The sequence below is a fragment of the Lysobacter stagni genome (assembly GCF_030053425.1).
Taxonomy (GTDB): Bacteria; Pseudomonadota; Gammaproteobacteria; order Xanthomonadales; family Xanthomonadaceae; genus Lysobacter_J; species Lysobacter_J stagni.
On the sequence record NZ_JASGBI010000001.1, the window covers coordinates 2,023,536 to 2,048,391 of the forward strand.

Below are 24,856 nucleotides of genomic sequence, written 5' to 3' on the forward strand. Positions count from 1 at the left end.
GGCCCCTCGCACCACCTGACCGTGCTAATTTCCGCCTTGCCAAGTCGCCAAGGGGACGCAGGATGCGCAGGTTGATTGGATCCGCACTGGGTATCGCCGTAGCGATTGCATCCGTCCAAGCGTCGGCTACCGGCACTGATCCCCTGACCGAAGTGGCGCAGGCTGTTGTGCAGACGCAGACCATGTCGGCACGCTGCCAAAAGTCGTTGCCGGGCCTGAAGCCACAGTTGCAGGACGCTCGCACCACTTGGACGTCGATGCTCAGCGCCGACCAACTGCAGGCTGCCGAAGCATACGAGCAAAGCAAGGACGGGAAGAGGTTCGCAAAAGCGCTTGAAAACGGACTTTCCAGAGGATTCAACGAGAGTGTGATGGCGGCCGCCGAAACCTGCATCGGCCTGCTCAAGTTTTACCGAGTTTCCTATCCAACACCTGTTGGCACTTCGATACCCGCAGACAAGGTGAAATGGCACCTGGACAACTTCGCACCCCTCGTCCTTTCTGCGCTCAAATGCGCTCGCCTGGATGGCATCGACGTTGCAGCAGCGTCTGATGGGGTGGAAGTCTGGACTTACCGTGGGTGCGGCCGTTCCGAGACGCTGGATGTTGCGCCGCCCTCAGATCAAAGATGGCCGATGGACGGTGCGATAGCCGACCGATTGTTCGCGACGATGGTCCGCTGAACCCTTCATCATTTGCACGCAGCGATCAGCCAGGGCCGTTGAATAGAAGCGGTTGAGGACGGCCGCTTTCGGCCGATAGCGGACATCGGGGCAGGGCGGAGACCGGATCGGATGCTAATGTCCGCTTTCGGCCCATAGCGGACACAGGGAAGGCATTCCGCATGTCCCGTAACGTTGCCTTGCTCATAACTGCAACAATCTGGCCAGCCACGTTGGCGATCTTCGGCGCGCAAGCGCTGCGTGGCGTCGGTCCGATATCTGGCAACGTTTTTGTCTGGTGTGCGCTTATCGGGTTTGCAGTTGGGGTCGCAGTGTATGGGCATGGCTGGAAGGGCATGCATCTGGTTGCGGGTCTGTCCGTCCCTAACGTGCAGGATCACGAACGTCCCCTCAGCCGCCGGCGGATCGCAGGCCTCGTCTCCTCCGGCGCCGGCGTTGGCGCTCTGGCTGTTCCGCTGGTCACGTGGATGGTTGGGAACGCCACTGGCATCGGTGTCGCGTCCCAGTTCGCGGCGGTGACCGTCGTGGTCGCTTCCTGCATCTGTTGCCTACTCCTGATCTCCACCGGCTTGCGTGCCTGGGCCCGGTACACCAGCAGGAGATGACCGAGGGTGACGTCCGCTTATGGCCGATAGCGGTCATTGGGGTAGGGCGGACGATGGGAGCTGGTGCTAATGTCCGCTTTCGACCCAAAGCGGTCATTCAAATCAGGGACGACCTTCATGAACCGAATGACGTGCAGCTCTCCACTGCGACAGACAAGCGACAGGAAGCAAGTGCATGCCAAGTGGCTGACGTGGCTGACCTGTGCGGCACTTCTCGCGCACTTGCCCGCGCAATGTGCGGAGGCGTCGGACGAGAATCTCGTACTCGACGTCCGCTTCTCATGCGCAGAATCTGGTTTTCCGCAGTTGCGGATTTCACTGCGAAACCAGGGTAATCAAGACCTGATCATGCACGTTGACCAACTTCCGCAAAGTACGAGTAGTGGTGTGATGGAGCTTGGATTCAATCGAGTGAATGAGGACTCCAGGCCGCTGTTCGAAACGCTCAAAGGAACGGTCGAGCGCGGCTTTGTAGTGCTGCCTGCTGGCGGGGTGGTTGCAGGCTCTGTCCCTTTGGATAACGAAGATTTCCAGCAATCAGTTGCTGCTGAGCCCACTTTCGTCGCCTGGAACTACACGCCCACCGGCATCAATCCCCATGCGGTTAGTGGGCGGACGGGTGGGATTTACTTGTCTTCCCACCTCCTAAGCCGTTGCCAAGATCAGACCGGGCGGCAAGCGTCCGCTCCTGGCCGATAGCGGACATTCGGGCGCGGCGGGCAGTCAAACGAATCCGCGCAAGAGGCGAGATGGTGGGGGGCGACGCTGCTTGTAAGGATGGCAAGACGTTCTGTGTCGCGAACCCAGAGCAGCAGAGCGACAGTACTGACACCACTGTTACGTACATGACGGTCTATGACTTCCGTGTCCCGCTGCACAGGCAGTAGAACGTCCGCTTCTGGACGACAGCGGACAGTGGCGGGCTGAGGTCCCGCTACTGGCAAGCAGGTCTAATGCACCAGACGAGTTGCGTGCGCAGGCCCTAGCTTCGACGAAGCCCCTTCAACTGCCGGTGCCGACACCGTGGCAATCCATCCGCTGATGGCATCGAGGAAGCCCGGTACGTATTCCGGGCGAAGCTGTGCGTACTCCGCGCGCGCTCCGGACTTTGCAGCCCAGAACTGGTGATTCGCGCCATCGAATACGGTGATCTTGAGCTGCTTGTTGCCGCCTTCTCGCAGGGCCGTTTCGATCCTGTCCACATTGCGTGCCGGGGGAACCATCGTGTCCAGCTCCCCGAAAAGCGCAAGCACGGGCACGTGTATACGGCGTAGCGCCGGAGCCGGATCGAACTCCACCGTGTAGCACAGCGGGTGCAGTCGGGTCAGGCGACAGGCCGGGGCGATGGCATCCATGACACCAAGCCAGCGGTCGACGACCCTGACGCGCTTCTCCACCTCAACAAGCGGATGGCCACTGCGCAGCAGTTCGTTGCGCTCGTCCGTCAGCACCTGCTCACGGACGGTCTCGCCTGGCCCCGCCATGAGCACGACGAAGGCCACGTCTGGCGAGTTGGCTGCGGCCAATTCGGCGACCCACCCGCCTTGACTGTGACCCAGAATGCCAACGTGTCCGGCATCGATCTCCGGCCGCGCACGGAGCCATTGCAATGCGTTCAGCACGTCCCGGGCGCGATCCTCGATGCGTTCGTGCTTCCAGTTGCCGGCCGATCCGCCAACACCGCGTCGATCGAGGAGAAGCACTGCGGTGCCGGAACGGGCCAGGTGCTCCGCGATAACGCCGTAGGCCGGAAAGCCCCTGATGTGCCCATACCGATCATTCGGGCCCGAGCCTGAAACCATGACGACGGCCGGCGAGCGCGTGGCCTTCGAAGGCAACACAAGCGTGCCCGCCAGGACCGCCCTTCCTTCACCGATCTGGACATCCAGCGACTGTGGGGTGAGCGTGGATGCCACTGTGACCGCGGCCGTGCCTCCTGCATCGGACTGCGCCAGCGCGGACGCCGAGAAGCCACAGACGGTGGACACTGCAACGACGACGATGATCCTGCGTGCTTTCAGAGTGGGGCGATCAAACGCCGCTGACACAAATGTGGCCTGCCGCGTAGGACGATGCAGCATCAACTCGGTTGCCCGCATGACGGGCGCCAGGATCAGCGACAGCAGCATGGTTCTTCCTTGTGATTATGGGCGGAAGGCCAGGTGCCGACGGCGCCTGGGAGAAGGCGCGGCGACGTTAGCGTCGAGTCGAGGGGAAGTTCCAGAGGGTAGCGACGAAACGAACTGCCGGCCGACGAAACCGGGTTGGGAGAGTGTGAAGTCGTGGAACGAGTGGCCGGGTGCGGACGTCGCAGCGGATGTGAGAGGTCCGAGGTTCGTTGCAGATGGCGGGGGCATAGGACAGCCAAGCGCCGGAACGAATGCTCGTCGGTGCTGCCGTGCTTATGGCAATGACTCCCTGACCACACTCAGGCCCAGAAGTGGCTTCGTGGCTTAGGTCAAAACGGTGCGTTTGGCGATGTCCGTCTTAGCGATAGCGGACATTGGGGTAGGGCCGCGGCGCGAGCTGGTGCTAATGTCCGCTTTCGACCCATAGCGGACAAACGGACTGCCGCCATGAAATGCCGGGCCGTGGGGCCAATCTTCGTGTTCTGCATTGCGGTTGCGGTTGCGGGTTGCGAAACGGACGTCGCGCAGAGTCGGTATGCAACGCTGGCAGATGCCCGGGTGGATCATCTCTTTGAGCGTGGCTGGCTTCCCGACCTGCTCCCGCCAACGGCCACCGACATACACACCGTCAACAATCTGGACGTCGACACCTCGACAGGGAGCTTCCGTTTTCCGCGATCCGAAGGTCCGCAGCTGTTCGGGAGACTCGCTCGCGGCGTGCCCGAAGCGCCTTTTTCAGACTGGTCGATCAGGGTCGCCAGCTACGAGATGCGAGGCTTCAGCTTGTGGAGTTACGAGGAGGGCGATTCGCAATGGGCGTTCTTCTGCCTCGCGGAGGTGGGCGTCTGCGAGTACACGTCCTGGACGAGATAGCCACGCATCGACGTGTCGTTAAGAGACCGCTTCTGACAGATAGCGGACATTCGGGCAGACAAGGCTACGGCCCGCGATGCTGATGTGCCATGGAACCAATGCGCGAAAGCCATGCGAACGATCAGGGAATGAAGGAGTGAGTGTGAAACGAGCCATGAGGACTGGTTTGCTCCTGCTTGCCTCGACGATGGCGGGTTGCGGCGCATCGGAGCGGGCAGGGGATTCCCAGAGTGCGGTCGGGTGGTGCGCGAAGGACAGCGCCAACTGCACGACCATCGTGTTTCGCGGGGGCGTGGCTGACCCTTCCCTGGCTGCCGCTCATCCGCCGACGCTCAGGATTCCAGACGCCTACATTGCGGAAGAATTTCGCGATCGGATAAGTGGCGCGGAATCCGTCGTGCTTCCCTCGGTGGTCCTCACCGTGCCGGCGTCTGCCTGTGGCCTGGACGCCGGGCTGTTGGATACGAAGGGCGTGGCGGTCGGGTTGACCGAGGTTTCAACCGACTGGTCCCGGATGATGATGGAAGGCAGACGCCGGGCGGCGGATGACTACCCCGCGCAATTTCCGATACTGACCGACCCTCGATCGAAGCTGCGATACCAGCAGTTGGAGTCATATCCGAACTGGCATGTGCGGCGTCGCTATCTCAACGAAGCTCCGCAGTCGGTGGGCTTCGTCTCGATGGAGTGCACGCATCCTGCCGCGGGCCGCAAACCCGATGGCATCGTTGGCAGGTGCTGGTTGCACACGAGCCCGGTCGAAGGGTTGATGACGATGACGGTGTTCAAGGAAGCCCGCCTCGAAGACTGGGGCGAAGTACGCCGTTGCGTCGACGACCTCGTCCTGAGGTTCGTCGACGATGCGCGAACGTCGCCTTCTGGCCGTTAGCGTGACACGCAGGGAACCGACCCGGGCGATCGCGGTTCGGCTCAGTTCTTCGCCTTGGCGAACGGCAGGCCCTTGAGCACGTCGGCCTGGTACTGGGCACACCCGTCCTGCGCGGTGGCGCAGACCAGGGCGACCTTCACCACGGGTTCGTCGTTCTCCACGACCGGCCGGTAACGCGCGGCGAGGTTTCCGTTCCGGTACCAGAACTCGGGTGCGGCCGCATTCCCTGTGGCGACAAACAAGCCGCGCTCGTACATCGGCAAGCCAGGCAGGTACAGCGGTGCGCCGATGCGACCCTGCAGGAAGGCCCCGGATATCAGCGAGTGGGCTTCGGCGAAGGAGGGCAACGCCTCGGACGCGGACTCCAACTCATAGCGTGGACGAGCGTGCGTCGCCGGCCAGCCAAGCTGCTCCGGCGAGGACATGGCACCCACTTCGGAAGGCGGGAAGAAGTCGACCGGCGCCTCGTAGCGTCCGTCCACCAACTTCCAGTCCGGTTGGGGCTTGCCGAGCGTCCAGGTCCTGGCGGTCGCAAGGGATGCCTCGTCCAGTGCCCGGTTTCCGGTCTTCTTCGCCATCCTGACATCGGTGACGCGGCCACAGGCATCGAATGCAATGCTGACGACGCCGTGTCCGCCCCGGCCTGCCTTCGCCTGCGCCATGGGATATCTGGGTGGGCGGAGTTGCCGCGCGGGACACTCCTGCGTGTCGGCGGCAGGCGCCTGGGTCTGCGGCTGCGCGTGCACTGGTATCGCTGATTGCGCGGCGGCCAGGCAGGCAACGCCTGCGCCGATCAGAAGAACTTTCTTCAACGTCGCTCTCCCCGACGAAGTGAACGGCCATCGTGGTGACGACGGCATCTTTCGGCTGCGCCCCGTGCAGCCTCGCGACCGAGTTTGCCGGCCGGGCGTCGACCGTTCAAGACGCGCAAGGCGAGCACGAGGGGCAGCGACCACCACCCGGCATCCTTGCCGGATGGTAAAGCCGCCTCTCTTTGATGCGTTACGCCAGTGCGGGCAGGACGAACGCGAACATCGCGCCAACCACCGTGCAGACCGTCGCCGCCCACCACAGCACGGCGCTGGCCGTCCGAAGGCGCGCGCAGGCGCGGGCCAATGCCGCATCGGCCGGGCAGGGAAGGCGCCTCGCCCGCCACAGCAGCACTCCGGATATCGCGAGCATCGCCGACGCGATACCGAACACGCCTGCCTTGTGCTCGGACAGCCAGACCAGCTGTGGCACCGCGGTGACCAATCCCGCCAGTGCCGCGCCCGCACCCAGCGCGACCATCACCGCAGGCAGGACGCAGCACACCAGCGTCCCGCTGCTGGCCAGCAGCGTCAGCAACGCGACGCCCAGATTGCGCCTGAGCGGGACCTGCGCAGGAAAATCAGTCATCGGTCTTGACCCGCTGGCGAATGGCATCGAGGGACTCGTCGGTGCGGCGTATCGCGACCACCGTGTAGCCGGCGTCCGTGATCGCCTTGCGCAAGGTGGCGTCGTCGATGTCGCTTCCGTCCTTGAGGTGCACGGCGACGATCCGGTGCTCCAGACTGACGAACACCGCCTCCGTCGCCGGGAATGCCTTGAGCGACTTCTCGATGCCCTGCGCACAGAACGCGCATACCAGTCCGTTCACATCCATCTCGATGGTCCGCGCGGACACGAGAGACGAAATGGAAAGCAGTGCAGTTGCGACCAGCAGCTTGAAGCGGTTGGATTGGAAGAGGTTCATGGAAGTGTGATCCGTCAGAAATTGAACATGGCCATGGCCTGGACCTTGCCGTCCGTCGTGGCACCGATCTCGACCCAGGTGCCGCCCTTGAAGAACCGGACGAGGAACGCGGTTTCGGTGCCGTCGAAGAGGTCGCCGGTGTAGCGTCGCCCCTGGACGACGAACCAGGTCGCCAGCGTGTTGTAGTCGTGCTTGTACGGCGCCCAGCCGAGCTGAAGCGTGTCGATGCGATGCGAGAAGTGATCGCTCTCCTGCAGGTCGGAGCGGAACGCGCCGTAGACGCGACGTGTTTCGTAGTCGGCCTGGAAGCCGATGTTGCGGGCCAGGTCGCTGCCTTCGAAGTCGTTGCCCGTTGCGCGGCCCAGGCCGCCCCAGACGAACACGTTCGCTTGGGCCGCCGGCATGTTCCAGCGCTTGGCGAGCAGGTTCCCGCGCAGGTAGGTGATGTGCCGCTGCTTGCGGCCGTCCTCGCTGTCGAGTTCAAGCCAGCCGCCGCCCGCCGAGTACCAATAGCGCGGCGCATAGAACACCTGTGCCTCGTTCATGGTGCCGGCGCCGTGTTCGACCATCACCGTCGTGCCCTTGGCGAACGCGATCGGTTTGGCCGCTGCCAATGCAGGCAGCAGCCCGAGCAGCACGAACGCTGCCCACTGTTTATGAGTGTCCACTCTGAGTCTCCGTGATCGCCGCACAGGGCGGCGCGAGGCGCGGATGCGCCCGGTCTTGCTACGGAATGGTCAGACGATGGGTGGCCTGAATGGCGTCTCGATCGCACCCGTCGGAACGGGTGGCTGACGCCACGCTTGGGCTGCGGTGACGTTGGGAACGCTGGCGATCAGTTGGGGCAACCCGGGCAGGCAGCCCGTTCCCAGGCACGCCGAGATGTCGCAGGTGCGAGAAGCGCAGCAATCGCAGGGCTGCTGACTTCCGGGTGATGGACGCATCTGGTCGCATGGGCCATCGGCGTGGCCGCTCGTGTCTGCGGCGGCTGCGGCCGCCTGCATGGCCTGCGTGACCGACCGTGCCGGCGCCGCCACCGCGGGGATGGCAATTAATGCCACCAGCAGCAGATGCATTGCAACGCGTTGGAGCCGGCGCCAGGTCATGCCCGTGAGTGTATTCCGCTTCTCCTGGATCAGGCCATCGGGACGACGGCCTGTTCAGGCGAGCGCGACGACGCACCACGCTATGCTTTGTGTTGGATAGGAGAACAGGTGTCCGGGATGAGCGACTGTTGCGGATGCGGAAGCACGATTGACGTGGCTGCGATGCAGGCCAGGCAACGTCGCACGCTGACGATCGTGCTCGTCATCAACCTGGCCACCTTCGTCATGATGGTCGGCGCGGCGTGGTACAGCCACTCGTCCTCGCTGCTGTCGGGAGGCCTGGACAACCTTGGCGACGCACTCACGTATGCCCTGAGCCTCGCAGTCATCGGATCGAGCATGCGTGCAAAGGCACGCGTGTCGCTCCTCAAGGGCGGTTTGATCCTGGCGGCGGCATGCGCCGTTGGTGTGCAGATCGTGTGGCGCATCGGAAACCCCACGCTTCCGCTGTTCGAGGGCATGGGGATCGCGGCGCTGTTGAACCTGGGCGCCAACCTGGTGTGCCTCAAGCTGCTTACGCCCTACCGCAGCGGCGATGTGAACCTTGCCTCGGCCTGGGAGTGCGCACGCAACGACATCTTCGAGGGATTCGCAGTGTTGGCTGCCGCGGTGCTCGTCGGACTGTTCGGTGCCGGCTGGCCGGACCTCCTGATCGCGGTCGTTCTGTTGATCCTGTTCCTGCGCTCGGCACTGCGCGTGTTCGGCGCGTCATTCCGGTCGTTGCGGGCGGCCCAGGGAGTGTCTGCTTCTGGCCGGTAGCGGTCGTTCCAGGGCAGTGCCGCTGCGGTGTTAATGTCCGCTTTCGACCCGGAGCGGGCATGCAAACGGGGGCTGCCAAGTGCTGAGAATGGCAGGCCCGAGGCCTGAAACCGTACGACCGGACACAACAAGTACTCATTCGCCACAGGGGGTGGCTTGATGCTCACGGCAACTCTGGTTTTCGCGTTGGCGCAGTCGGTCGGCGCCGCCGCCACGGAAGATCCCATCGCCTTTCAAGCCGCGGAATGCGGGGTTCAATACAAGATCCGCGAAGTGAATGCGCAAACGGACGAGGGGCGGAGCCTCAATGTGCGCAATCAGAAATTCATGATCGCGCTGATGATGGACAGGAACCTGCCGGTTGCCCGATTCGAGGAAATTGGCGGTGCCTACAAGACGCGCTTCATGGACACCGTCCAGAAGGATGACGCGCAGGCGGCCGAGTTTCTCAAGTCGGAAATCCTGCGGTGCGATCTGTTCGTCAAGGAGCAGGCGGGCGAACTCGTCAAGAAGGGTTACGGCAGCGGTGGGTGATGTCGATCGAGCCGATGCTGCTTCGCGGCTCGATGCTGTTTCAAGCCTTCCCGAGTGTCCGCTTCCGGCTCACTGGTGCCCGCATGCAAGACGGTGACATCGATTACTCCAGGTACACGATCGACGAGCTTGAGGAAGCCCTCGCTGGCATCAACCGGGACATGTACCCGAGGAACTATCACAACCTGCGTGCCGCGCATGAGCGCCTTGCCGCCAGCCGCGCGCCCGCTTCCCATCCCGATGCCTTTAGCGCGGTCCACGACGCTTCAGAGAAGCCTGGCGTGTGGGAAGGTCTTCGAAAGTCGCGCCCTGTCACGGCAGCCATCGGTGCCGTTTGCCTTTGGTGGGCATACGACATCGTTGCGCAGGCGGAAGAATGCCCCGCGGGCAGAAGGCTCATTGGCGAAATCGTCAATGTGCTCTGCGAACGTTTTGGCCGCGAAGTGGCCGCAAGCATTCCATTCGCGCTTGGGCTGGCTCTGATCCTTCGCGCGGCATACAGAAGGCGGCCGACTGCGGGCTAGCGATCCTTCCGGGCGCCTCTTGGTTGTTCGGACGTGCGTGGAAGCGAAACGGGGCGGACCGCGGTGCCGATGTCGGCTTCGACCCGTGGCGGGAATGGGCTGGAACATCCCGGCGGCGATTCCGGCCCCCTTCCGGCCGCCACTGAATCTGGAGGCACCGCGCCGCGGCAGGCGATAATGCGCGGATGACCCGCACGCTTGCCGACTGGCTCCAGACCATTGAACGCATCCACCCCAAGTCCATCGACATGGGGCTGGAGCGTATCCGCGAGGTGTCGCAGCGGCTGGGTCTGCGGCGTCCCGGAAAGGCCGTCATCACCGTGGGCGGCACCAACGGCAAGGGTTCGACGGTGGCGTTCATCGAGTCCATCGCGCGGGCCGCGGGCTGGAAGGTGGGCGCGTACACCTCGCCGCATCTGCTGGCGTACAACGAGCGCGTGCGCATCGATGGAGCGGACGCCAGCGACGCGGACCTCATCGCCGCGTTCGAAGCCATCGAGTCCGCGCGGGGACAGACGCTGCTGACCTATTTCGAATACGGCACGCTCGCGGCGCTGTGGTTGTTCGAGCGCGCGGATCTGGACCTGGCAATCCTCGAAGTCGGCCTGGGCGGACGCCTGGATGCGACCAACCTGGTCGATGCCGATGTCGCGGTGATCACCACCGTAGACCTGGACCACCAGGATTACCTGGGCGAGGACCGCGAGGCGATCGGCGCCGAGAAGGCCGGCATCGCACGCGCATGGAAGCCGCTGGTGCTGGGCGACGACGATCCGCCATCGAGCGTGCTGGGTCATGCATACCGCATCGGTGCGCCGACGTGGCGCATCGCCAACGATTTCTTCTTCGAGGCACTGCCGCAGAAGCTGGGCGCCAGTGGCACGCCCGTGCCGCCGACCTGGCGCTGGCGCGAGGTCGGCCGACGCATGGAGCTGCCGATGCCGAAGCTGGCCGCGCCGGTGCAGTTGCGCAACGCCGCGGTGGCCATTGCCGCGCTGCGTGCGCTCCCGAAGGCGCCCGGAAGGTTGTTGCGGGCGGCCATCGCGCAGGGCGTCGCCGATGCGGACGTGCGCGGACGCCTGCAGCGTTTCGATCGCAAGGGCGTGGAGGTCGTGGTCGACGTGGCCCACAACCCGCAGGCGGCGCGCGCGCTGGCCGCGTGGTTGCGCGCTGCGCCGTCGCAGGGGCGGTTGCACGCCGTCTATGCCGCGTTGTCCGACAAGGATGTCGCGGGTGTGGTGGACGCGCTCGCACCGTTGGTCGCGCATTGGCATCTGGCCGGGCTGGACGATGCGGGCCCTCGAGGCGGCCCCGTGGACACGCTGATGGAGCGCCTCAGCGGCACCGCGGCCGCCGGAGGCACGCGCCATGCGCAGGTCCTGGACGCGCTGCAGGCCGCATGCGAACAGGCGGTTCCGGGCGATCGCGTGCTGGTGCTGGGCTCGTTCCACACCGCCGCTGCGGCGCTGGACTGGCTCGCCCGCGACTGAACGCCGCCGGCAATGTGCCGGTGAGGACGGAAGGCAAGGGTATAATTCGCGCGCCCATCCGCCTGCGGTATGCGAGACCCGATGGAACCTGCCCTGAAACAGCGCGTCATCGGTGCGGTCGTATTGATCGCACTGGCAGTGATCTTCCTCCCGATGCTGATCAAGGGCCCCGCGCCGGAAAGCGGGGCGTCCAATGTCCCGCTGGAGCTGCCAAAGGCGCCCGAGGGGGATTTCGAAACACGTGAGCTGCCGCTGGTCAGCCCCGGCCAGACGCCGCAGGGCGGGGCCGTGGGCATGAACACGGCCGCGGAAGGCGACGCGCTTCCCACCGTCGACACCACGGCGGAAAGTCCCGCGCCGGCGACCGACGCGGCCTTCCCGGCCGCCACCGCCGGTGGCAATTTCGTGGTGAGCTTCGGCAGCTACGCCAGCGTCGCGGATGCCGACCGCGTGATCAGGGCGCTCGGCGCCGCACAGCTGCCCGCCTATCAGGAACCGGCCAGCGCCAGCGGTGGTCGATCCGTCCATCGCGTGCGCATCGGTCCGTTCGCGACGCAGGCCGAAGCCGAGGCCGCGCGACTGCAGTCCGGCAAGGTGCGCAGCGACGTGGGCGCCAAGGTGGTCGCGCTGGACGCCGAGGCCGCCGCGCCGACGGCAACCCCAGCCACCGCGACCGTTTCGCAGCCTGCAACGCCGGCGCCGGCCGTGTCGGCTGCCGTGCCGCTGTCCGAATCGCGCACCGCGACCACGACCGCCACACCGCTCCCGCCCGAACCCGCGAAGCCCGCGCCGAAGCCGGTCGCCCCGCCGCCCGCCGAGAAGCCGGCAGCCAAGCCGGTCGCCCCGGCGCCGACACAGGTCGCTGCACGGGCCGCGCCGGCGGCGGCAGGCGTCGGTTTCGCCGTCCAGCTGGGCGCCTTCGGCAGCGCCGCCGAGGCCGACAAGCTGCGCGACCGCGCGCGCTCGGCCGGCTTCAGCGCCTTCGTCGAACAGGTGCGCACCGACAAGGGCATGCTCAACCGTGTCCGCGTCGGGCCGGTGGCCAGTCGTGGCGAGGCCGACCAGCTCAAGGGCCAGGTCGCCGCGAAGCTGGGCGTCAGCGGCATTGTCCGACCCCATCCCTGACCCCATCTAGGCCGGGCAGACAATGGGCGCGATCGACTGGGTGCTGTTGGCGGTGGTCGCGGTATCGGCGCTGTTCGGGCTGATGCGCGGCTTCGTCGGCGTGCTGGCGTCGCTGGCGGCCTGGATCCTCGCCGGCTGGGCGGCCTTCCACTTCGGCGGCCCGCTGGCGCTGTTGATGTCCTCCGACGCCGAAACGGGTGCCGGTGAGCTGTTCGCCGGTTACGCCCTGTGCTTCATCGGCGTGCTGGTGGTGGTGGGACTGGTCGGCTGGGCGGTGCGCAAGCTGGTGCAGTCGGCCGGTCTGTCGGGACTGGACCGCACGCTGGGCCTGGCCCTGGGCCTGGCGCGTGGCGCACTGGTCGCCTGCGCGCTGGTGCTGCTGCTGGGCCTGACCTCGATGCCGCGCGAGCCGGAATGGCAGCGCTCGCAGGTCGTCCCGGTGTTCGTGCCGGGCGCGCAATTTTTGCGCGCATGGCTGCCCGACTGGGTGGCCGCGCACGTCGACCTGGACGGTCGCGAAGAATCCCTCCCGGCGCCGTCGCAGGCGCCGGCCACGGAATCGGCCTTGCCGACTCCGGTCAGCGAGGCCTGACGGCCTCGCACGCAATACACAACTTCACAGCAGGACTCATCACCATGTGCGGCATTCTCGGTATCGTCGGCCACAACGACGTCGCGGCGCAGCTCTACGACGGCCTGACGGTGCTGCAGCATCGCGGCCAGGACGCGGCCGGTATCGCCACCGCCAACGGCAGCAAGCTGCGCGTGCACAAGGGCAACGGCCTGGTGAGCGATGTCTTCGACGAGGACTCGATGCTTCTGCTGGAAGGCCGCGTCGGCATCGCCCATTGCCGCTACCCGACCGCGGGCAGCGAGGGCTACGACGAGGCGCAGCCGTTCTACGTGAATTCGCCCTTCGGCATCGCGCTGGCGCACAACGGCAACCTCATCAACACCGACGCGCTGCGTCGCGAGGTGTTCGAACAGGACCGTCGCAACGTCAATACCGAGTCGGACTCGGAAGTGCTGCTCAACGTGTTCGCGCACGAGCTGGACACGCAGAAGGCGCTGAACCCCGAGGCGGCGTTCCGCGCGATCGAGGGCGTGCACCGCCGTTGCGTGGGCGGTTTCGCCGTGGTGGCGACGGTGCTGGGTCTGGGCCTGGTGGCGTTCCGCGATCCCAACGGCATCCGTCCGCTGGTGCTGGGCAAGCGCACCTCGGGCGGCCAGGACGAGTATGCGGTGGCGTCGGAGTCCGTCGCACTGGATCTGCTCGGCTTCGAGCGCCTGCGTGACGTGCGACCGGGCGAAGGCATCGTGGTGACGCCGCGTGGTGAGCTGTTCACGCGCCAGTGCGCCGAACCGCGCGAGCACACGCCGTGCATCTTCGAGTACGTGTACTTCGCGCGTCCGGACTCGATGATGGACGAGGTCTCGGTGCACAAGGCGCGCATGCGCATGGGCCAGAAACTGGGCGAGAAGATCCTGCGCCTGCGTCCGGACCACGACATCGACACCGTCATCCCGATTCCCGACACGTCGCGCGACGCGGCGCTGGAAATCTCCAACGTGCTTGGCGTGAAGTACCGCGAGGGCTTCATCAAGAACCGCTACGTCGGCCGCACGTTCATCATGCCGGGGCAGGGCGAGCGCGCGAAATCGGTGCGCCGCAAGCTCAACCCGATCCCGCTGGAATTCCGCAACCGCGTCGTGCTGCTGGTGGACGACTCCATCGTGCGCGGCACCACGTCGAAGCAGATCGTGCAGATGGCGCGCGATGCCGGTGCCCGCAAGGTCTACCTGGCATCCGCGGCGCCGCCGGTGCGCTTTCCCAATGTGTACGGCATCGACATGCCCTCCGCCGAGGAGCTGGTCGCGCACGACCGCACGGACGACGAAGTCGAGAAGCTGCTCGGCGTGGACTGGCTGATCTACCAGGACCTTTCGGACCTGGAAGAAGCCGTGTCCGGGCCCAAGCACCGCATCGACCAGTTCGATTCGTCGTGCTTCAACGGTCAATACGTGACCGGAATCGAGCCGGGTTACTTCGAGCGCATCAAGCAGCTGCGATCGGACGAGGCGAAGAAGACGCGGAGGGCGTGACATGCGCGCGCTGCAGCTGGCGATGATCCCGGACGACGAGAACGGTCAGGTGCTCAAGCGCATGATCGAGGACGGCGACGACCTGGAACGGCCGCGCCCGATCGATTTCTACCACGTGTTCGCCGAAGAGTCCGATGCGCAGGATTTCGCCGCCGCCGCTTCCGCGCAGTCGGATCTGGTGGTGGAAGGGCCGGACTTCGACGATGACGACGGCATCTGGGAAGTCAGCGCAACGCGCGTGATGGCGGCCCGCCACGCGGCGATCACCGCGCTGGAGACCGAACTGGCGGAGCTGGCGACGCGATACCGCGGCTACCCCGATGGCTGGGGCTGCGATCCGGCCACCGACACGCACTGACGTGAGCGCTTCGCTGTTCGACGCTGCGCGCGCCTGCCTCGATGCGGCCACGCCCGAGGCGAAGGTCGCCGCCACGTTCGCCGCCGCCGAGGCCTTCGCACGCGGCGAGCTGACGATTCCGGACGACGCGCCGGAACCCGAACCCATCCGCATGCCCGGCCGCCCGGAGCGGCCACTGCTCGTGCATCCGCGCGACCTGCCGCGCCGCGGTTTCGGCAGCATCGAAGGCCGTGCGGCATTCATCCACGCCATCGCGCACATCGAGTTCAACGCGATCGACCTGGCGTGGGACGCGGTCTACCGCTTCCGCGGACTGCCGCGCGAGTTCTACGTGGATTGGGTGAATGTCGCCCACGACGAAGCGCGCCACTTCGCCATGCTGCGCGAACGCCTGCGCGAGCATGGCCACGACTACGGCGATTTCGACGCGCACAACGGCCTGTGGGAAATGGCCGAGAAGACCGCGCACGACGGCCTGGCGCGCATGGCGCTGGTGCCGCGCGTGCTGGAAGCGCGCGGCCTGGATGTGACGCCGGGAATGATCGTGAAGCTGCGCTCGCTGGGCGACGACGCGACGGCGGACATCCTGGAAATCATCCTGCGCGAGGAAGTGGCGCACGTCGCCGCGGGGTCGCGCTGGTTCCGCTGGTACTGCGAACGCGCCGGCGTCGATCCCGCACCGCGCTTCCGTGAGCTGCTCGCGCAGTACGCACGCGCCGTGCTGTACGGCCCGTTCAACCATGAGGCGCGCAGCGCGGCGGGTTTCGGGCCGGACGAACTGGACGCGTTGGAGAAGCTGGCGGGTTGACCGCGCGCGTTTGCCGGCTACAACGGCAACCCGCGCAGTTCGAACCCCTTGCGATCCACCCGCAATACCGAGCCCTGGTCGTACCAGTCGCCCAGCACGATGCGTTCGCGCGGGCGGCCGTCGACGGTGAGCTCGTGCACGGCCGGGCGGTGCGTGTGGCCGTGGATGATGCGGTCCAGGCCGTAGCGGCTGAACGTGCTTTCGACGGTGGCGGGCGAGACGTCGGTGATGGTGTCCATCGTGCCCTGCTGCTTCAGCCCGCTCTGGTGCGCCTTGCTGGCCGCGCGCGCCTGTTGCGCGAACGCCACGCGCGCCACCAGCGGCTGCGCGAGGAACTGCGCCTGCCACTGCGGGTTGCGCGTCTGTGCGCGGAACTGCTGATAGGCCACGTCGTCCGTGCACAGCAGGTCGCCATGCATGATCAGCGTCGGCTGGCCGTACAGCACCACGACGGCGGGGTCGGGCAGGATCGTCATGCCCGCACGCTGCGCGAAGACTTCGCCCAGCAGGAAGTCGCGATTGCCGCGGATGAAATGCACCGGTGTTCCGGAGGCCTGCAGCGCCTGCAGCTCGCGTGCGACGTAGGCGCCGGCATCGGAGGGGTCGTCATCGCCGACCCATGCCTCGAACAGATCACCCAGGATGTACAGCGCGTCGGCTCCACGGGCTTCCGAGCGCACGAACTGACCGAACAGCTCGGTGATCCGGGGGCGCTCGGCGTCGAGGTGGAGGTCGGAGATGAAAAGGGTCGTCATGCCGGGGATTCTAGGACGTGACGCCCATGACGACGCGGCCTAACGTCCGGGTTCGGTAAAATGACCGGTTTCCGCCGTCCCGAGCCTGCCATGAGCTGCCGAACCCGCTTCGCCCCCAGTCCCACCGGCTACCTGCATATCGGCGGCGCGCGCACCGCGCTGTACAGCTGGCTGGAAGCGCGCCGTCGTGGCGGGACGTTCGTCCTGCGCATCGAGGACACCGACCGCGAGCGCAGTACCCAGGGCGCCATCGACGCCATCCTGGATGCCATGGTCTGGCTGGGCCTGGACTACGACGAGGGCCCGATCTTCCAGACGCAGCGCCTGGACCGCTATCGCGAGGTCGCCGAGCAGATGGTCGCCGCGGGCACCGCGTACTACGCCTACGAGACCAAGGACGAGCTGGAAGCCATGCGCGAGAAGGCGATGGCCGCCGGCGACAAGCCGCGCTACAACGGCGCCTACCGCGACCGCAACGAACCCTTCCGCGACGATCCCAACCGGGTCATCCGGTTCAAGAATCCGGTCGACGGCACGGTGGTTTGGGAAGACAAGGTGAAGGGCCGCATCGAATTCGCCAACAGCGAACTGGACGACCTGGTCATCTTCCGCTCCGACGGTTACCCGACCTACAACTTCGCGGTCGTCGTGGATGACGTGGACATGGGCATGACCGATGTCGTGCGCGGCGACGACCACGTCAACAACACGCCACGGCAGATCAACATCTACCGCGCGCTGATCCAGATGGGCGTGGCCTCGGAGGTGCCGCACTTCGCGCACCTGCCGATGATCCTGGACCCGGAAGGCGCCAAGCTGTCCAAGCGCAGGGGTGCGGCCGACGTCATGCAGTACCGCGAGATGGGCTACCTGCCGCATGCGCTGCTGAACTACCTGGCGCGCCTGGGCTGGTCGCACGGGGACCAGGAGATCTTCTCCGTCGCGGAGATGAAGCAGTTGTTCGACCTGAAGGACGTCAATGCCAAGGCGTCGCGCATGGATCCGGCGAAGCTGGGCTGGCTCAACCAGCAGTACCTCAAGAGTGATGATCCGGCGGACGTCGCGCATCACCTGGAATGGCATCTGCGGGCGCAGGGTCTCGACCCGGCCAAGGGGCCGAAGGCGGCCGACATCGTGATCGCACTGCGCGACCGCGTGCAGACGTTGAAGGAAATGGCCGAGCGCGCCGCCGTGTGGTTCGGTCCGCTGACCCAGTACGACGAGGCGGCCGTGGCCAAGCACCTGAATGCCGCGGCCCGTGCGCCGCTGGCCGACGCGCGCGAGCGCCTGGCGGCCCTGCCGGAATGGAGCGCCGATTCGGTGTCCGCGGCGCTGCACGCCACCGCCGAGGCGCTGGGTATCGGCATGGGCAAGGTCGCACAGCCGATGCGCGTGGCCATCACCGGCACCCAGGTGAGCCCGGACATTTCGCACACGGTCTACCTGGCCGGGCAGGCCGAAGCGCTGGCGCGCATCGACGCCGCCCTTGCAAAACTGCCGGCGGATGCCTAAATCGGGACTACCCGATCACGGGAATCCGGACCTCATGAGCCACGGCCACGCCTGCACCGACCCCTCGCACCACGTCCACGACGGCGATGCCTTCGTGCACGAGGTCGAGCGTGCGTGCGAGCAGCGCGGCCTGCGGCTCACGCCGATCCGCGCGCATGCGCTGCGGCTGATCGCCGATGCCGGCCGGCCGGTGAAGGCGTACGAGCTGCTCGACCAGATGAAGGCCACGCACGACGCCGCCGCGCCGCCGACGGTCTACCGTGCGCTGGATTTCCTGCTCGAGAACGGCTTCATCCACAAGCTCGCCTCGATCAACGCGTTCGTCGGCTGCCATCATCCCGGCTCGGCGCAGCATGCGGTGCCGTTCCTCATCTGCGATCGCTGCCAGTCCGCGACAGAGCTGGAAGACGAACGCATCGTCGAAACGCTGGATCGCCGCGCGCGCGAGCTGGGCTTCACCCCGCAGGCGCAGACGCTGGAAGTGCATGGCGTCTGCGCCGCGTGCGCGGCCAGCGTGTCCGCCGCCTAGAGGTAGTCCACCGTCACCAGATACAGGCGTCCGGTTGCGATGCCTGCTTCCTGCGAACGCCTGGCGAAGTAATCGAGGATCTCCCCCCGTGGCGCCGCGATGGCGTTCAGTGCCTGCGTCGTGCTGCGACGCGGTGCATCGCCGGCGGATCCCTGGGCGTGGTCTCCGGCGTCATGGCTGGAGGTGGTGCCTTCGACGATTGCGCCGCGGAAGCTGATCGTTGCGGACTGGGCCGACGCTTGCGCGACGGCGAGGAACAGCGCGATTGCGCACAGCCAGCGGGGCGTCGCCATGACACGGCTTCCCGAGTCGGAAGCACAACCCCCCGGCCGCACGCGAACTTTTCCCTGCTTCGTCTGGGTGCCGTGCAGGCAGGGCGGTTCGCCCACTGCGCGCGTCGGGGCCGCAGGGTGACGGAAGGAAGCTGTCTTCATGTTCGCTTTCCACGGGACACGGCACATCGCCGCGGAATCATTCTGCGAAAAAGTCTCCTCGCTCCGGGTTAAGAACGAACGAGAAAAAATCGCATTTCAATGCGATTTTAGAATGTGCTAGAAGCGCGCTGGTTCACGCAAGGGGCATTCCGCGCAACCCGTGCCGTCCCGGCTTCAGCTCGAACAAGCGCCTGTGCAGGGCGATGTCCCGCAGGTCCTCAAGCCATCATCCCGACCTTCGCCGGGATGACAGCCAGTTTCCGAATGACCACGGGACTCGTCAGAAGAATGCCCGCACGCCGAACGCCACGCCGCGACCGGGCAGCGGTGCGACGTCCTTCAGGAACGAAGTGTGCACGCGCGCTTCCTCGTCGAGCAGGTTGCTGCCGTCGACGAACAGTTCCCACGCATTGCCCTTCGCGGTGTCGGCGTGCCACGCCACGTGGGCATCGACGAGCGTGTAGCCGGGCGTTTCGTTTTCGAACGCGGCGACATCGTCCTGGCGCGCGTAGCGCACCGCGCCCAGTGAGGCGCGCCACGCGCCCTGTTCCCAGCGCACTTCACCGCCCAGTCGCTTCGGAGCGATGCGCGGCAGGTTGCCGCCGCGTGCCAGGTCGACGGTGTAGGCGTCGCTGTGGTCGTCTTGCGGCACGGAGAAACTCACCTCGCGCGTACCGGTGCCGGTGAGCTCGGCGCGAACGATGTCGCCGAACACGCGCAGATCCCAGCTGCCGCTGGCGTTGTCGGCGAAATTCCATCCGAACTCGGCCTCGGCGCCGTTGAAGCGCGCATCGTCCTGCGTCCACACGCGAACCGGGCCGTCCTGGTCTTCGATGCCGGTGTCGGCCAGGTAGATGAAGTCGTCGTAACGCACGTGGTACAGCGATGCGCTCAGCTTGAACGGACCGCCGTGCCAGTGCAGGCCGACCTCCGCACGGTTGGCAGTTTCCACGTCCAGTTCCGGCGAACCCAGTTCCACGCTCGCCGTGGCCACGTGCAGGCCATTGGAATACAGCTCTTCCGCCGTCGGCGCGCGCTGCGCACGGTCCAGTCCGAACGACAGGTGGAATGCATCGTTGATGTCCCTCTTCAGCGCGGCCGACAAGCTGGTGGTGTGGAAGTCGCGATCCGGGCCGATGGCCACCGCGTCGTCCACGTCCACTTCGTTGCGGTCGAAGCGCGCGCCCACTTCAGTTTTCACCGCGCCGAACGAACGCTGGCCCAGCCAGAACACACCCGCGTCGTTGCCCTTGGACGGCGGCACGAAGGCCTCTTCGCCGATCGCTTCGAAATCGCGCTGACCCCATTGCACTCCGACGGCGCCATCCCAGCCCAGCAGCGGCTGGTGCACGAGCTCCACGCGCGCCTCGGTGCTGGTGTTGTCGAACACGGTGCCGGTCTGTTCGCCTTCGTATTCGGTGTGCGTGTACTCGGTGCGCGCGACCTTGGCACGCAGCGACTTGAACACGCCCAGGTCGTCCAGCCCGCCACGCATCTCATAGCGGTGCTGGGTCATGGCGATGGACACGGGGCCTTCCTCTTCGCCGCCTGGCTCCGCGCCGTGCTCGTGCGCATCACCGGGCACGCCGTAGCGCGTGTCGAACAGGCTCGCACCGACGCCGAGGAATCCGCGTTCGCCAATCCAGCTCACGCCCAGCGCGCCGCTGTCGGTGCGCACGAAACTGTTGGGTAGAGTGCCCTTGGTCGCCGGATCGGGTGTTTCGCCTTCCTCTGCCATGCGCTGCGCGCTTTCGGGATAGCCGGGGATGTCGTAATCGCCGGTTTCGCGGTGCAGGCCGTCGATGTGGAACACCGTGTGGCCCGACGCCGAAGTGGCATCGAGGCGGAACATGCCGGTGGTTTCGTCGTTGACGGTGTTGCCGCGCAGTTCGGCGCGGCCCTCCAGGGGCTCGTCGGTGACGGCCTCGGGGATGCGACCGTCGACCACGTTCACGGCGCCGCCGATGGCGCCGCTGCCGTAGAGCAGGGTGGCCGGACCCTTCAGCACTTCGATCTGGTTGGCCAGGAAGGGCTCGATGCTGACGGCGTGGTCCACGCTCACCGTGGACACGTCGCCCGAGCCCAGTCCGTCGCTCAACACCTGCACGCGCGCGCCGTCGAAGCCGCGCACGATCGGACGGCCGACGCCCGCTCCGAAGAAGGACGACTGCACGCCGGGCAGCTTGCCGACGGTTTCGCCCAGCGAATTGGCCTTGGCTTCGTCCAGGCGCTGACCCGCGAGTATGTCCACCGGACGCACGAGGTCTTCGGCGGTGCCGACCAGCGGCGTGGCCTGCACCTCGACGCCGGCGAGGTCTTTCGGCTGGTGTTCGTGGGATCCCTGATCGTCGGCATGCGCCGCAAGGGGAAGGGCTGCCGCCAGGGCCAGGGAGAGGGGAAGGCGTCTGAACAGGGCGCGCTTGGGCATCGGGTCGGGTAAAGTGGGGTGGCGGGATCTGTGGAATGTTATATTATAACTCGACGGGTCCCGCACCCTCCCGGAAGTCACCCCCATGCCTCCCACCCCATTGCGCAAAGTGCCCCGCAAAGTGCTCGATCGCATCGGTGCGTTCGGGTCGCTGCTGTGCGCGATCCATTGCGCGCTGCTGCCGCTGGTGATCGCGGTGCTGCCGTCGCTGGGCGTGGCGGCATGGCTGGGGTCGGGCTTCGAGGAGGCCTTCGTGATCTTCGCCACCGGGCTGGGGCTGTTCAGCCTGGTCTGGGGTTATCGCCGACACCGCGCGGTGCAGGCGCTTTCGCTGCTGGTCCCGGGCCTGACGATCCTCTGGGTGGGCGTGCTGTACACGCCGCTGCACGAGAGCCTGGTGCCTCATGCCATCGCGATGACCTTCGGCGGCACGCTGGTCGGGCTGGCGCATCTGGCGAACCTGCGGCTCAACCACCTGCACGTGCACGACGCGACCTGCGTCCACTGAGGCACTGCCGGGGTCCGCGAGGAAGGCTCGGGTGCGCGGCGTCCGACCCGGTGCTAGACTGCGCGGCCTCGCGCGAAGCGACCGCGTATTCTCGTAACCCCCGCACCCCGGTGCGGATTCGGACAGTTCCAGGAGCAGATCATGGGTAAGGGCGACCGCAAGACCGCCAAGGGCAAGCGTTACAACTCCAGCTACGGCAACGCCCGCAGCAAGGCCGTGACCAAGGCCGCCGGCACCGCCGCCGCGCCGGTCGCCAAGAAGGCGACCAAGACCGTGGCCAAGGCCCCGGCCGCCAAGAAGGTCACCAAGAAGGCTGCCACCAAGGAATAAGCGCCCAGCGCACGTTCCCGGACGGCCGTCCAGCAAAAAGCCCCGCCTTGGCGGGGCTTTTGTTTTGCGCGATCCGCGACGGGCGCGGTCAGTGCTGCGCCGCCTTTTCCACCTGCGACCACACGCGCAGCAGGTTGCCGCCCAGGATCTTGCGGATATCGGCATCGGAGTGCCCACGCTTCTGCAGACCGGCGACCAGGTTCGGGTAGTCGGCCACCGAACGCAGTTCCACCGGCAGGTTGCCGCTCACGCCGTCGAAGTCCGAACCGATGCCCACATGGTCCACGCCGATCAGCTTCACGGCGTAGTCGATCTGGTCCAGCACCGCGTCGATGTGCGTCACCGGCACCGGATGCGCATCCTTCCATGCCTTCTCGAACTCGTCCTTCGAACGCACCGGCTTGCCGGCCTTGGCCAGCGCCGCGTTCTCGCGCTCGAAATCCGACTCGGCCTTGAAGTACGCGGTCAGGTCGCTGGCGGCCTTCGGATTGACGAAGGCCGTGCCGAACACCAGCTGCACCACGCCGCCTTCGGCGGCCACGGCCTTGGCCAGCTCGTCACTGATGTTGCGCTCGAAGCCCGGGGTGAAATGGCGCATGCCCGAATGGCTGGCGATCACCGGTACGTCGGTCACGCGCAGCACGTCGCGGATCGCATCGTCGGACAGGTGCGATACGTCGACCATGATGCCCACGCGGTTCATCTCGGCCACCACCTGTTCGCCGAACGGGCTCAGGCCGCCCCACTTCTTTTCCAGCTGGTAAGACGAATCGCTGATGCGGTTGGCGGCGCTGTGCGCCAGCGTGATGTAACGCACGCCTCGCGCGTGGAATGCCGCCAGCTTGGAGAGGTCGTCGCCGATGGGCGCGCCGTTCTCCATGCCCGGCGTCAGCAGCACGCGGCCGCCCTTGCGCAGCTTTTCCACGTCGGCCGGAGAACGCAGGATCGCGAACTTGTCCGGATGCCGAGCGACCATCGCCTCGACCGCGTCGATCTGCGTGTTCGCCGTCTGCCACGCGGTGCCGGCGGCGTCTTCGTCGGGCGAGGTGTAGATCGACATGAAGGCCACGTCGAGTCCGCCTTCGCGCGCACGCGGATAGTCGAATTCCCGGCTGGGTGTCGCCTCGCCCAGGTCGTTCCAGTGCGAGAGCAGTTCGCTGGGCGCGTCGATGTGGGTGTCGACGATGATGGCGTCCTGCGCCAGGTCACGCGGGTTGCGGCTCTGCGCTTGCACGGTCAACGGCAGCAGCAGGCCCAGGCCAACGGCAATCACGATACGCACGGCACCTCCGACGGTGGATGGGACAGCGGAATGAATGCCGCAGCGTACCGCAGCGCGTGGCGGGCGCCACGTGCCGGCTCCATCCGAACAGGACACGCAAGATCGGCCCGGTCGGACGGGCCGGAAACTCAACGGACGCGATGGCCGCCGGCGTGCACGGCGGTGGCCAGTGGGCCGCCGAGCCAGTAGCACAGCTCCGACGGGTGCCCGATGTTCCATTGCACGAAGTCCGCGCGCGCGCCGGCGCGCAGCACGCCGCGGTCGTGGAGCCCCAGCGCCTTGGCCGCGTGGACGGTCGCGCCACGCAGCGCTTCCTCGGGCGTCAGGCGGAAATGGGTGCAGGCCAGCTGCATGGCATGGCGCAGCGACAGCAGCGGCGAGGTTCCGGGGTTGCAGTCGGTCGCCACGGCCATCGGCACGCCGTGCTCGCGGAACGCGTCCAGCGGCGGCAGCTTCGTTTCGCGCAGCACGTGGAACGCGCCCGGCAGCAGCACCGCGACGGTGCCGTGCAGTGCCATCGCGCGCACGCTGGCCAGGCTGGTGTGTTCGACGTGGTCGGCCGACAGCCCGTTGAACGCCGCGGCCAGCGCGGCCCCGCCCAGGTCGCTGAGCTGGTCGGCATGCAGTTTCACCGGAAGGTCGAGCGCGCGCGCGGCCTGGAACATGCGCGTGGTCTGCGCCGGAGTGAAGCCGATGCCCTCGCAGAACGCATCGACCGCATCGACCAGACCTTCCACGTGCAGGCGCCCGAGCCATTCGATCGCCGCATCGATGTACTCGTCGCCACGCCCGGCGAATTCCGGCGGCAGCGCATGCGCGGCCAGATAGGTGGTGCGCACGCTAATGCCCAGCTGTTCCAGCCTGCGCGCCACGCGCAGCATCTTGCGTTCGTTGTCGAAGTCCAGCCCGTAGCCGGACTTGATTTCCACCGTGGTGGCGCCGTCGGCGATCAGGGCGTGGGCGCGCGGCAGGGACTGGCGCAGCAGCTCGCCTTCGTCCGCGGCGCGGGTGGCGCGCACGGTGGACAGGATGCCGCCGCCCGCACGGGCGATCTCTTCATAGCTGGCGCCCTGCAGTCGTTGTTCGAATTCGCGCGCGCGGTCGCCGGCGAAGACCAGGTGCGTGTGGCAGTCCACCAGGCCCGGCGTGATCCAGCCGCGCGTCTCGATGACCTCGCGCGCCAGCCGATGCGGGGCGTCGGGCAGCTCGGAGCGGGGACCGACGAAGGTCAGGCGGTCGTCCCGCCAGGCCAGCGCGCCGTCGGAGATGTCCGCATAACCCCGGGGAGCATCGAGGGTGGCGAGTGAAGCGCCGAGGATCAGTCCATCCCAGGCCGTATGCGTGCTGGCGGTCATGG

The 24,856-nt window shown here is 66.5% G+C and carries 28 protein-coding genes; 17 read left to right on the forward strand and 11 right to left on the reverse strand.

The genetic code is table 11. The annotated features are described in order from the left end of the window. Positions 1-62: 62 nt before the first annotated feature. Both QLQ15_RS09345 and QLQ15_RS09350 read left to right on the forward strand, forming a co-directional pair. Positions 63-683, forward strand: coding sequence for a hypothetical protein (locus tag QLQ15_RS09345; protein WP_283212519.1), 621 nt, complete (start codon positions 63-65; stop codon positions 681-683). A gap of 674 nt (positions 684-1,357) precedes the next feature. Then, positions 1,358-1,987, forward strand: coding sequence for a hypothetical protein (locus QLQ15_RS09350; RefSeq protein WP_283212520.1), 630 nt, complete (start codon positions 1,358-1,360; stop codon positions 1,985-1,987). 251 nt (positions 1,988-2,238) lie between these two features. Here the strand turns inward: QLQ15_RS09350 and QLQ15_RS09355 are convergent, their stop codons facing one another. Beyond that, entirely contained in the window at positions 2,239-3,417 is a 1,179-nt protein-coding gene (locus tag QLQ15_RS09355) for an alpha/beta hydrolase family protein (RefSeq protein ID WP_283212521.1), read from the reverse strand. Positions 3,418-3,864: 447 nt separating this feature from the next. Here QLQ15_RS09355 and QLQ15_RS09360 point away from each other — a divergent pair, with 447 nt between their 5' ends. After that, on the forward strand, positions 3,865-4,290 hold the full coding sequence (locus tag QLQ15_RS09360; RefSeq protein WP_283212522.1) for a YbbD-related protein: 426 nt from the start codon (positions 3,865-3,867) through the stop codon (positions 4,288-4,290). Between the two features lie 166 nt (positions 4,291-4,456). Next, a complete protein-coding gene (locus QLQ15_RS09365; protein ID WP_283212523.1) occupies positions 4,457-5,179 on the forward strand; it encodes a hypothetical protein in 723 nt (240 codons plus the stop codon). Between the two features lie 41 nt (positions 5,180-5,220). On the opposite strand, the gene QLQ15_RS09370 is transcribed toward QLQ15_RS09365, so the two are convergent. The 5 genes from QLQ15_RS09370 to QLQ15_RS09390 form a co-directional block, all read right to left on the reverse strand. Then, on the reverse strand, positions 5,221-6,039 hold the full coding sequence (locus tag QLQ15_RS09370; RefSeq protein ID WP_283212524.1) for an energy transducer TonB: 819 nt from the start codon (positions 6,037-6,039) through the stop codon (positions 5,221-5,223). Between the two features lie 142 nt (positions 6,040-6,181). After that, a complete protein-coding gene (locus QLQ15_RS09375; protein WP_283212525.1) occupies positions 6,182-6,577 on the reverse strand; it encodes a hypothetical protein in 396 nt (131 codons plus the stop codon). Continuing rightward, positions 6,570-6,914: a heavy-metal-associated domain-containing protein gene (locus QLQ15_RS09380; RefSeq protein ID WP_283212526.1), complete on the reverse strand. Its 345-nt coding sequence runs from the start codon at positions 6,912-6,914 to the stop codon at positions 6,570-6,572. The genes QLQ15_RS09375 and QLQ15_RS09380 overlap by 8 nt, the downstream gene beginning before the upstream one ends. 14 nt (positions 6,915-6,928) lie before the next feature. After that, positions 6,929-7,582: a hypothetical protein gene (locus tag QLQ15_RS09385; RefSeq protein WP_283212527.1), complete on the reverse strand. Its 654-nt coding sequence runs from the start codon at positions 7,580-7,582 to the stop codon at positions 6,929-6,931. A 69-nt stretch (positions 7,583-7,651) separates the two neighbouring features. Further along, positions 7,652-7,990: a hypothetical protein gene (locus QLQ15_RS09390; RefSeq protein WP_283212528.1), complete on the reverse strand. Its 339-nt coding sequence runs from the start codon at positions 7,988-7,990 to the stop codon at positions 7,652-7,654. A gap of 147 nt (positions 7,991-8,137) precedes the next feature. Here QLQ15_RS09390 and QLQ15_RS09395 point away from each other — a divergent pair, with 147 nt between their 5' ends. The 9 genes from QLQ15_RS09395 to QLQ15_RS09435 all read left to right on the forward strand — a co-directional run bounded on the left by QLQ15_RS09395 (position 8,138) and on the right by QLQ15_RS09435 (position 15,721). Further along, positions 8,138-8,779, forward strand: coding sequence for a cation efflux transmembrane domain-containing protein (locus QLQ15_RS09395; protein ID WP_283213985.1), 642 nt, complete (start codon positions 8,138-8,140; stop codon positions 8,777-8,779). 159 nt (positions 8,780-8,938) lie between these two features. Continuing rightward, entirely contained in the window at positions 8,939-9,313 is a 375-nt protein-coding gene (locus QLQ15_RS09400; RefSeq protein ID WP_283212529.1) for a hypothetical protein, read from the forward strand. Beyond that, a complete protein-coding gene (locus tag QLQ15_RS09405; RefSeq protein WP_283212530.1) occupies positions 9,313-9,837 on the forward strand; it encodes a hypothetical protein in 525 nt (174 codons plus the stop codon). Before QLQ15_RS09400 ends, QLQ15_RS09405 begins: the two co-directional genes overlap by 1 nt. A gap of 185 nt (positions 9,838-10,022) precedes the next feature. Beyond that, complete coding sequence (gene folC / locus QLQ15_RS09410; protein WP_283212531.1) at positions 10,023-11,327, forward strand: bifunctional tetrahydrofolate synthase/dihydrofolate synthase; 1,305 nt, start codon at positions 10,023-10,025, stop codon at positions 11,325-11,327. 81 nt (positions 11,328-11,408) lie between these two features. Continuing rightward, positions 11,409-12,452, forward strand: coding sequence for an SPOR domain-containing protein (locus tag QLQ15_RS09415; RefSeq protein WP_283212532.1), 1,044 nt, complete (start codon positions 11,409-11,411; stop codon positions 12,450-12,452). Between the two features lie 22 nt (positions 12,453-12,474). Next, a complete protein-coding gene (locus QLQ15_RS09420; protein ID WP_283212533.1) occupies positions 12,475-13,044 on the forward strand; it encodes a CvpA family protein in 570 nt (189 codons plus the stop codon). A gap of 44 nt (positions 13,045-13,088) precedes the next feature. After that, a complete protein-coding gene (purF, locus tag QLQ15_RS09425) occupies positions 13,089-14,555 on the forward strand; it encodes an amidophosphoribosyltransferase (RefSeq protein WP_283212534.1) in 1,467 nt (488 codons plus the stop codon). 1 nt (position 14,556) lies between these two features. Next, positions 14,557-14,913 carry a ribonuclease E inhibitor RraB gene (locus tag QLQ15_RS09430; RefSeq protein ID WP_283212535.1) on the forward strand — a complete coding sequence of 119 codons (357 nt, stop codon included), beginning with the start codon at positions 14,557-14,559 and terminating at the stop codon, positions 14,911-14,913. After that, the gene (locus QLQ15_RS09435) at positions 14,876-15,721 is read left to right on the forward strand and encodes a ferritin-like domain-containing protein (protein ID WP_283212536.1); all 846 of its coding nucleotides are present in this window, start codon (positions 14,876-14,878) and stop codon (positions 15,719-15,721) included. The genes QLQ15_RS09430 and QLQ15_RS09435 overlap by 38 nt, the downstream gene beginning before the upstream one ends. Before the next feature lie 17 nt (positions 15,722-15,738). Here QLQ15_RS09435 and lpxH read toward each other — a convergent pair whose 3' ends face one another. Beyond that, positions 15,739-16,476, reverse strand: a complete 738-nt coding sequence (gene lpxH, locus QLQ15_RS09440) for a UDP-2,3-diacylglucosamine diphosphatase (protein ID WP_283212537.1) — start codon at positions 16,474-16,476, stop codon at positions 15,739-15,741. 90 nt (positions 16,477-16,566) lie between these two features. On the opposite strand from lpxH, the gene gltX reads away from it, so the two are divergent. Then, positions 16,567-17,988, forward strand: coding sequence for a glutamate--tRNA ligase (gene gltX / locus QLQ15_RS09445; protein ID WP_283212538.1), 1,422 nt, complete (start codon positions 16,567-16,569; stop codon positions 17,986-17,988). Between the two features lie 34 nt (positions 17,989-18,022). Continuing rightward, a complete protein-coding gene (locus QLQ15_RS09450; RefSeq protein ID WP_283212539.1) occupies positions 18,023-18,517 on the forward strand; it encodes a transcriptional repressor in 495 nt (164 codons plus the stop codon). Here QLQ15_RS09450 and QLQ15_RS09455 read toward each other — a convergent pair. Both QLQ15_RS09455 and QLQ15_RS09460 read right to left on the reverse strand, forming a co-directional pair. Further along, entirely contained in the window at positions 18,514-18,810 is a 297-nt protein-coding gene (locus tag QLQ15_RS09455) for a hypothetical protein (protein ID WP_283212540.1), read from the reverse strand. The two genes, QLQ15_RS09450 and QLQ15_RS09455, sit on opposite strands and share 4 nt — an antisense overlap. Positions 18,811-19,231: 421 nt before the next feature. Continuing rightward, on the reverse strand, positions 19,232-21,379 hold the full coding sequence (locus QLQ15_RS09460; RefSeq protein WP_283212541.1) for a TonB-dependent receptor: 2,148 nt from the start codon (positions 21,377-21,379) through the stop codon (positions 19,232-19,234). A gap of 85 nt (positions 21,380-21,464) precedes the next feature. Here QLQ15_RS09460 and QLQ15_RS09465 point away from each other — a divergent pair, with 85 nt between their 5' ends. Together QLQ15_RS09465 and QLQ15_RS09470 are read left to right on the forward strand one after the other, a co-directional pair. Further along, positions 21,465-21,887 (forward strand): MerC domain-containing protein, encoded by a 423-nt coding sequence (locus QLQ15_RS09465; RefSeq protein WP_283212542.1) that lies wholly within the window; start codon positions 21,465-21,467, stop codon positions 21,885-21,887. A 141-nt stretch (positions 21,888-22,028) separates the two neighbouring features. Then, a complete protein-coding gene (locus QLQ15_RS09470; protein WP_283212543.1) occupies positions 22,029-22,217 on the forward strand; it encodes a 30S ribosomal protein THX in 189 nt (62 codons plus the stop codon). Positions 22,218-22,305: 88 nt separating this feature from the next. Here the strand turns inward: QLQ15_RS09470 and QLQ15_RS09475 are convergent, their stop codons facing one another. Then, positions 22,306-23,499, reverse strand: a complete 1,194-nt coding sequence (locus tag QLQ15_RS09475) for a dipeptidase (RefSeq protein ID WP_283212544.1) — start codon at positions 23,497-23,499, stop codon at positions 22,306-22,308. A 128-nt stretch (positions 23,500-23,627) separates the two neighbouring features. Next, positions 23,628-24,854 (reverse strand): imidazolonepropionase, encoded by a 1,227-nt coding sequence (hutI, locus tag QLQ15_RS09480; RefSeq protein WP_283212545.1) that lies wholly within the window; start codon positions 24,852-24,854, stop codon positions 23,628-23,630. Positions 24,855-24,856: the final 2 nt, after the last annotated feature.

What these genes read in the sequence shown, in the direction of transcription:
- QLQ15_RS09360 (WP_283212522.1), top strand. Translation starts at nt 3,865, where the DNA reads ATGAAATGCCGGGCCGTGGGGCCAATCTTCGTGTTCTGCATTGCGGTT.
- QLQ15_RS09465 (WP_283212542.1), top strand. Translation starts at nt 21,465, where the DNA reads ATGCCTCCCACCCCATTGCGCAAAGTGCCCCGCAAAGTGCTCGATCGC.
- gltX (WP_283212538.1), top strand. Translation starts at nt 16,567, where the DNA reads ATGAGCTGCCGAACCCGCTTCGCCCCCAGTCCCACCGGCTACCTGCAT.
- folC (WP_283212531.1), top strand. Translation starts at nt 10,023, where the DNA reads ATGACCCGCACGCTTGCCGACTGGCTCCAGACCATTGAACGCATCCAC.
- QLQ15_RS09370 (WP_283212524.1), bottom strand. Translation starts at nt 6,039, where the DNA reads ATGCCGTCGTCACCACGATGGCCGTTCACTTCGTCGGGGAGAGCGACG.
- QLQ15_RS09395 (WP_283213985.1), top strand. Translation starts at nt 8,138, where the DNA reads ATGAGCGACTGTTGCGGATGCGGAAGCACGATTGACGTGGCTGCGATG.
- QLQ15_RS09400 (WP_283212529.1), top strand. Translation starts at nt 8,939, where the DNA reads ATGCTCACGGCAACTCTGGTTTTCGCGTTGGCGCAGTCGGTCGGCGCC.
- purF (WP_283212534.1), top strand. Translation starts at nt 13,089, where the DNA reads ATGTGCGGCATTCTCGGTATCGTCGGCCACAACGACGTCGCGGCGCAG.
- QLQ15_RS09450 (WP_283212539.1), top strand. Translation starts at nt 18,023, where the DNA reads ATGAGCCACGGCCACGCCTGCACCGACCCCTCGCACCACGTCCACGAC.
- QLQ15_RS09430 (WP_283212535.1), top strand. Translation starts at nt 14,557, where the DNA reads ATGCGCGCGCTGCAGCTGGCGATGATCCCGGACGACGAGAACGGTCAG.
- QLQ15_RS09455 (WP_283212540.1), bottom strand. Translation starts at nt 18,810, where the DNA reads ATGGCGACGCCCCGCTGGCTGTGCGCAATCGCGCTGTTCCTCGCCGTC.
- QLQ15_RS09460 (WP_283212541.1), bottom strand. Translation starts at nt 21,379, where the DNA reads ATGCCCAAGCGCGCCCTGTTCAGACGCCTTCCCCTCTCCCTGGCCCTG.
- QLQ15_RS09470 (WP_283212543.1), top strand. Translation starts at nt 22,029, where the DNA reads ATGGGTAAGGGCGACCGCAAGACCGCCAAGGGCAAGCGTTACAACTCC.
- QLQ15_RS09390 (WP_283212528.1), bottom strand. Translation starts at nt 7,990, where the DNA reads ATGCATCTGCTGCTGGTGGCATTAATTGCCATCCCCGCGGTGGCGGCG.
- lpxH (WP_283212537.1), bottom strand. Translation starts at nt 16,476, where the DNA reads ATGACGACCCTTTTCATCTCCGACCTCCACCTCGACGCCGAGCGCCCC.
- QLQ15_RS09415 (WP_283212532.1), top strand. Translation starts at nt 11,409, where the DNA reads ATGGAACCTGCCCTGAAACAGCGCGTCATCGGTGCGGTCGTATTGATC.
- hutI (WP_283212545.1), bottom strand. Translation starts at nt 24,854, where the DNA reads ATGACCGCCAGCACGCATACGGCCTGGGATGGACTGATCCTCGGCGCT.
- QLQ15_RS09355 (WP_283212521.1), bottom strand. Translation starts at nt 3,417, where the DNA reads ATGCTGCTGTCGCTGATCCTGGCGCCCGTCATGCGGGCAACCGAGTTG.
- QLQ15_RS09405 (WP_283212530.1), top strand. Translation starts at nt 9,313, where the DNA reads ATGTCGATCGAGCCGATGCTGCTTCGCGGCTCGATGCTGTTTCAAGCC.
- QLQ15_RS09350 (WP_283212520.1), top strand. Translation starts at nt 1,358, where the DNA reads ATGTCCGCTTTCGACCCAAAGCGGTCATTCAAATCAGGGACGACCTTC.
- QLQ15_RS09435 (WP_283212536.1), top strand. Translation starts at nt 14,876, where the DNA reads ATGGCTGGGGCTGCGATCCGGCCACCGACACGCACTGACGTGAGCGCT.
- QLQ15_RS09375 (WP_283212525.1), bottom strand. Translation starts at nt 6,577, where the DNA reads ATGACTGATTTTCCTGCGCAGGTCCCGCTCAGGCGCAATCTGGGCGTC.
- QLQ15_RS09345 (WP_283212519.1), top strand. Translation starts at nt 63, where the DNA reads ATGCGCAGGTTGATTGGATCCGCACTGGGTATCGCCGTAGCGATTGCA.
- QLQ15_RS09380 (WP_283212526.1), bottom strand. Translation starts at nt 6,914, where the DNA reads ATGAACCTCTTCCAATCCAACCGCTTCAAGCTGCTGGTCGCAACTGCA.
- QLQ15_RS09420 (WP_283212533.1), top strand. Translation starts at nt 12,475, where the DNA reads ATGGGCGCGATCGACTGGGTGCTGTTGGCGGTGGTCGCGGTATCGGCG.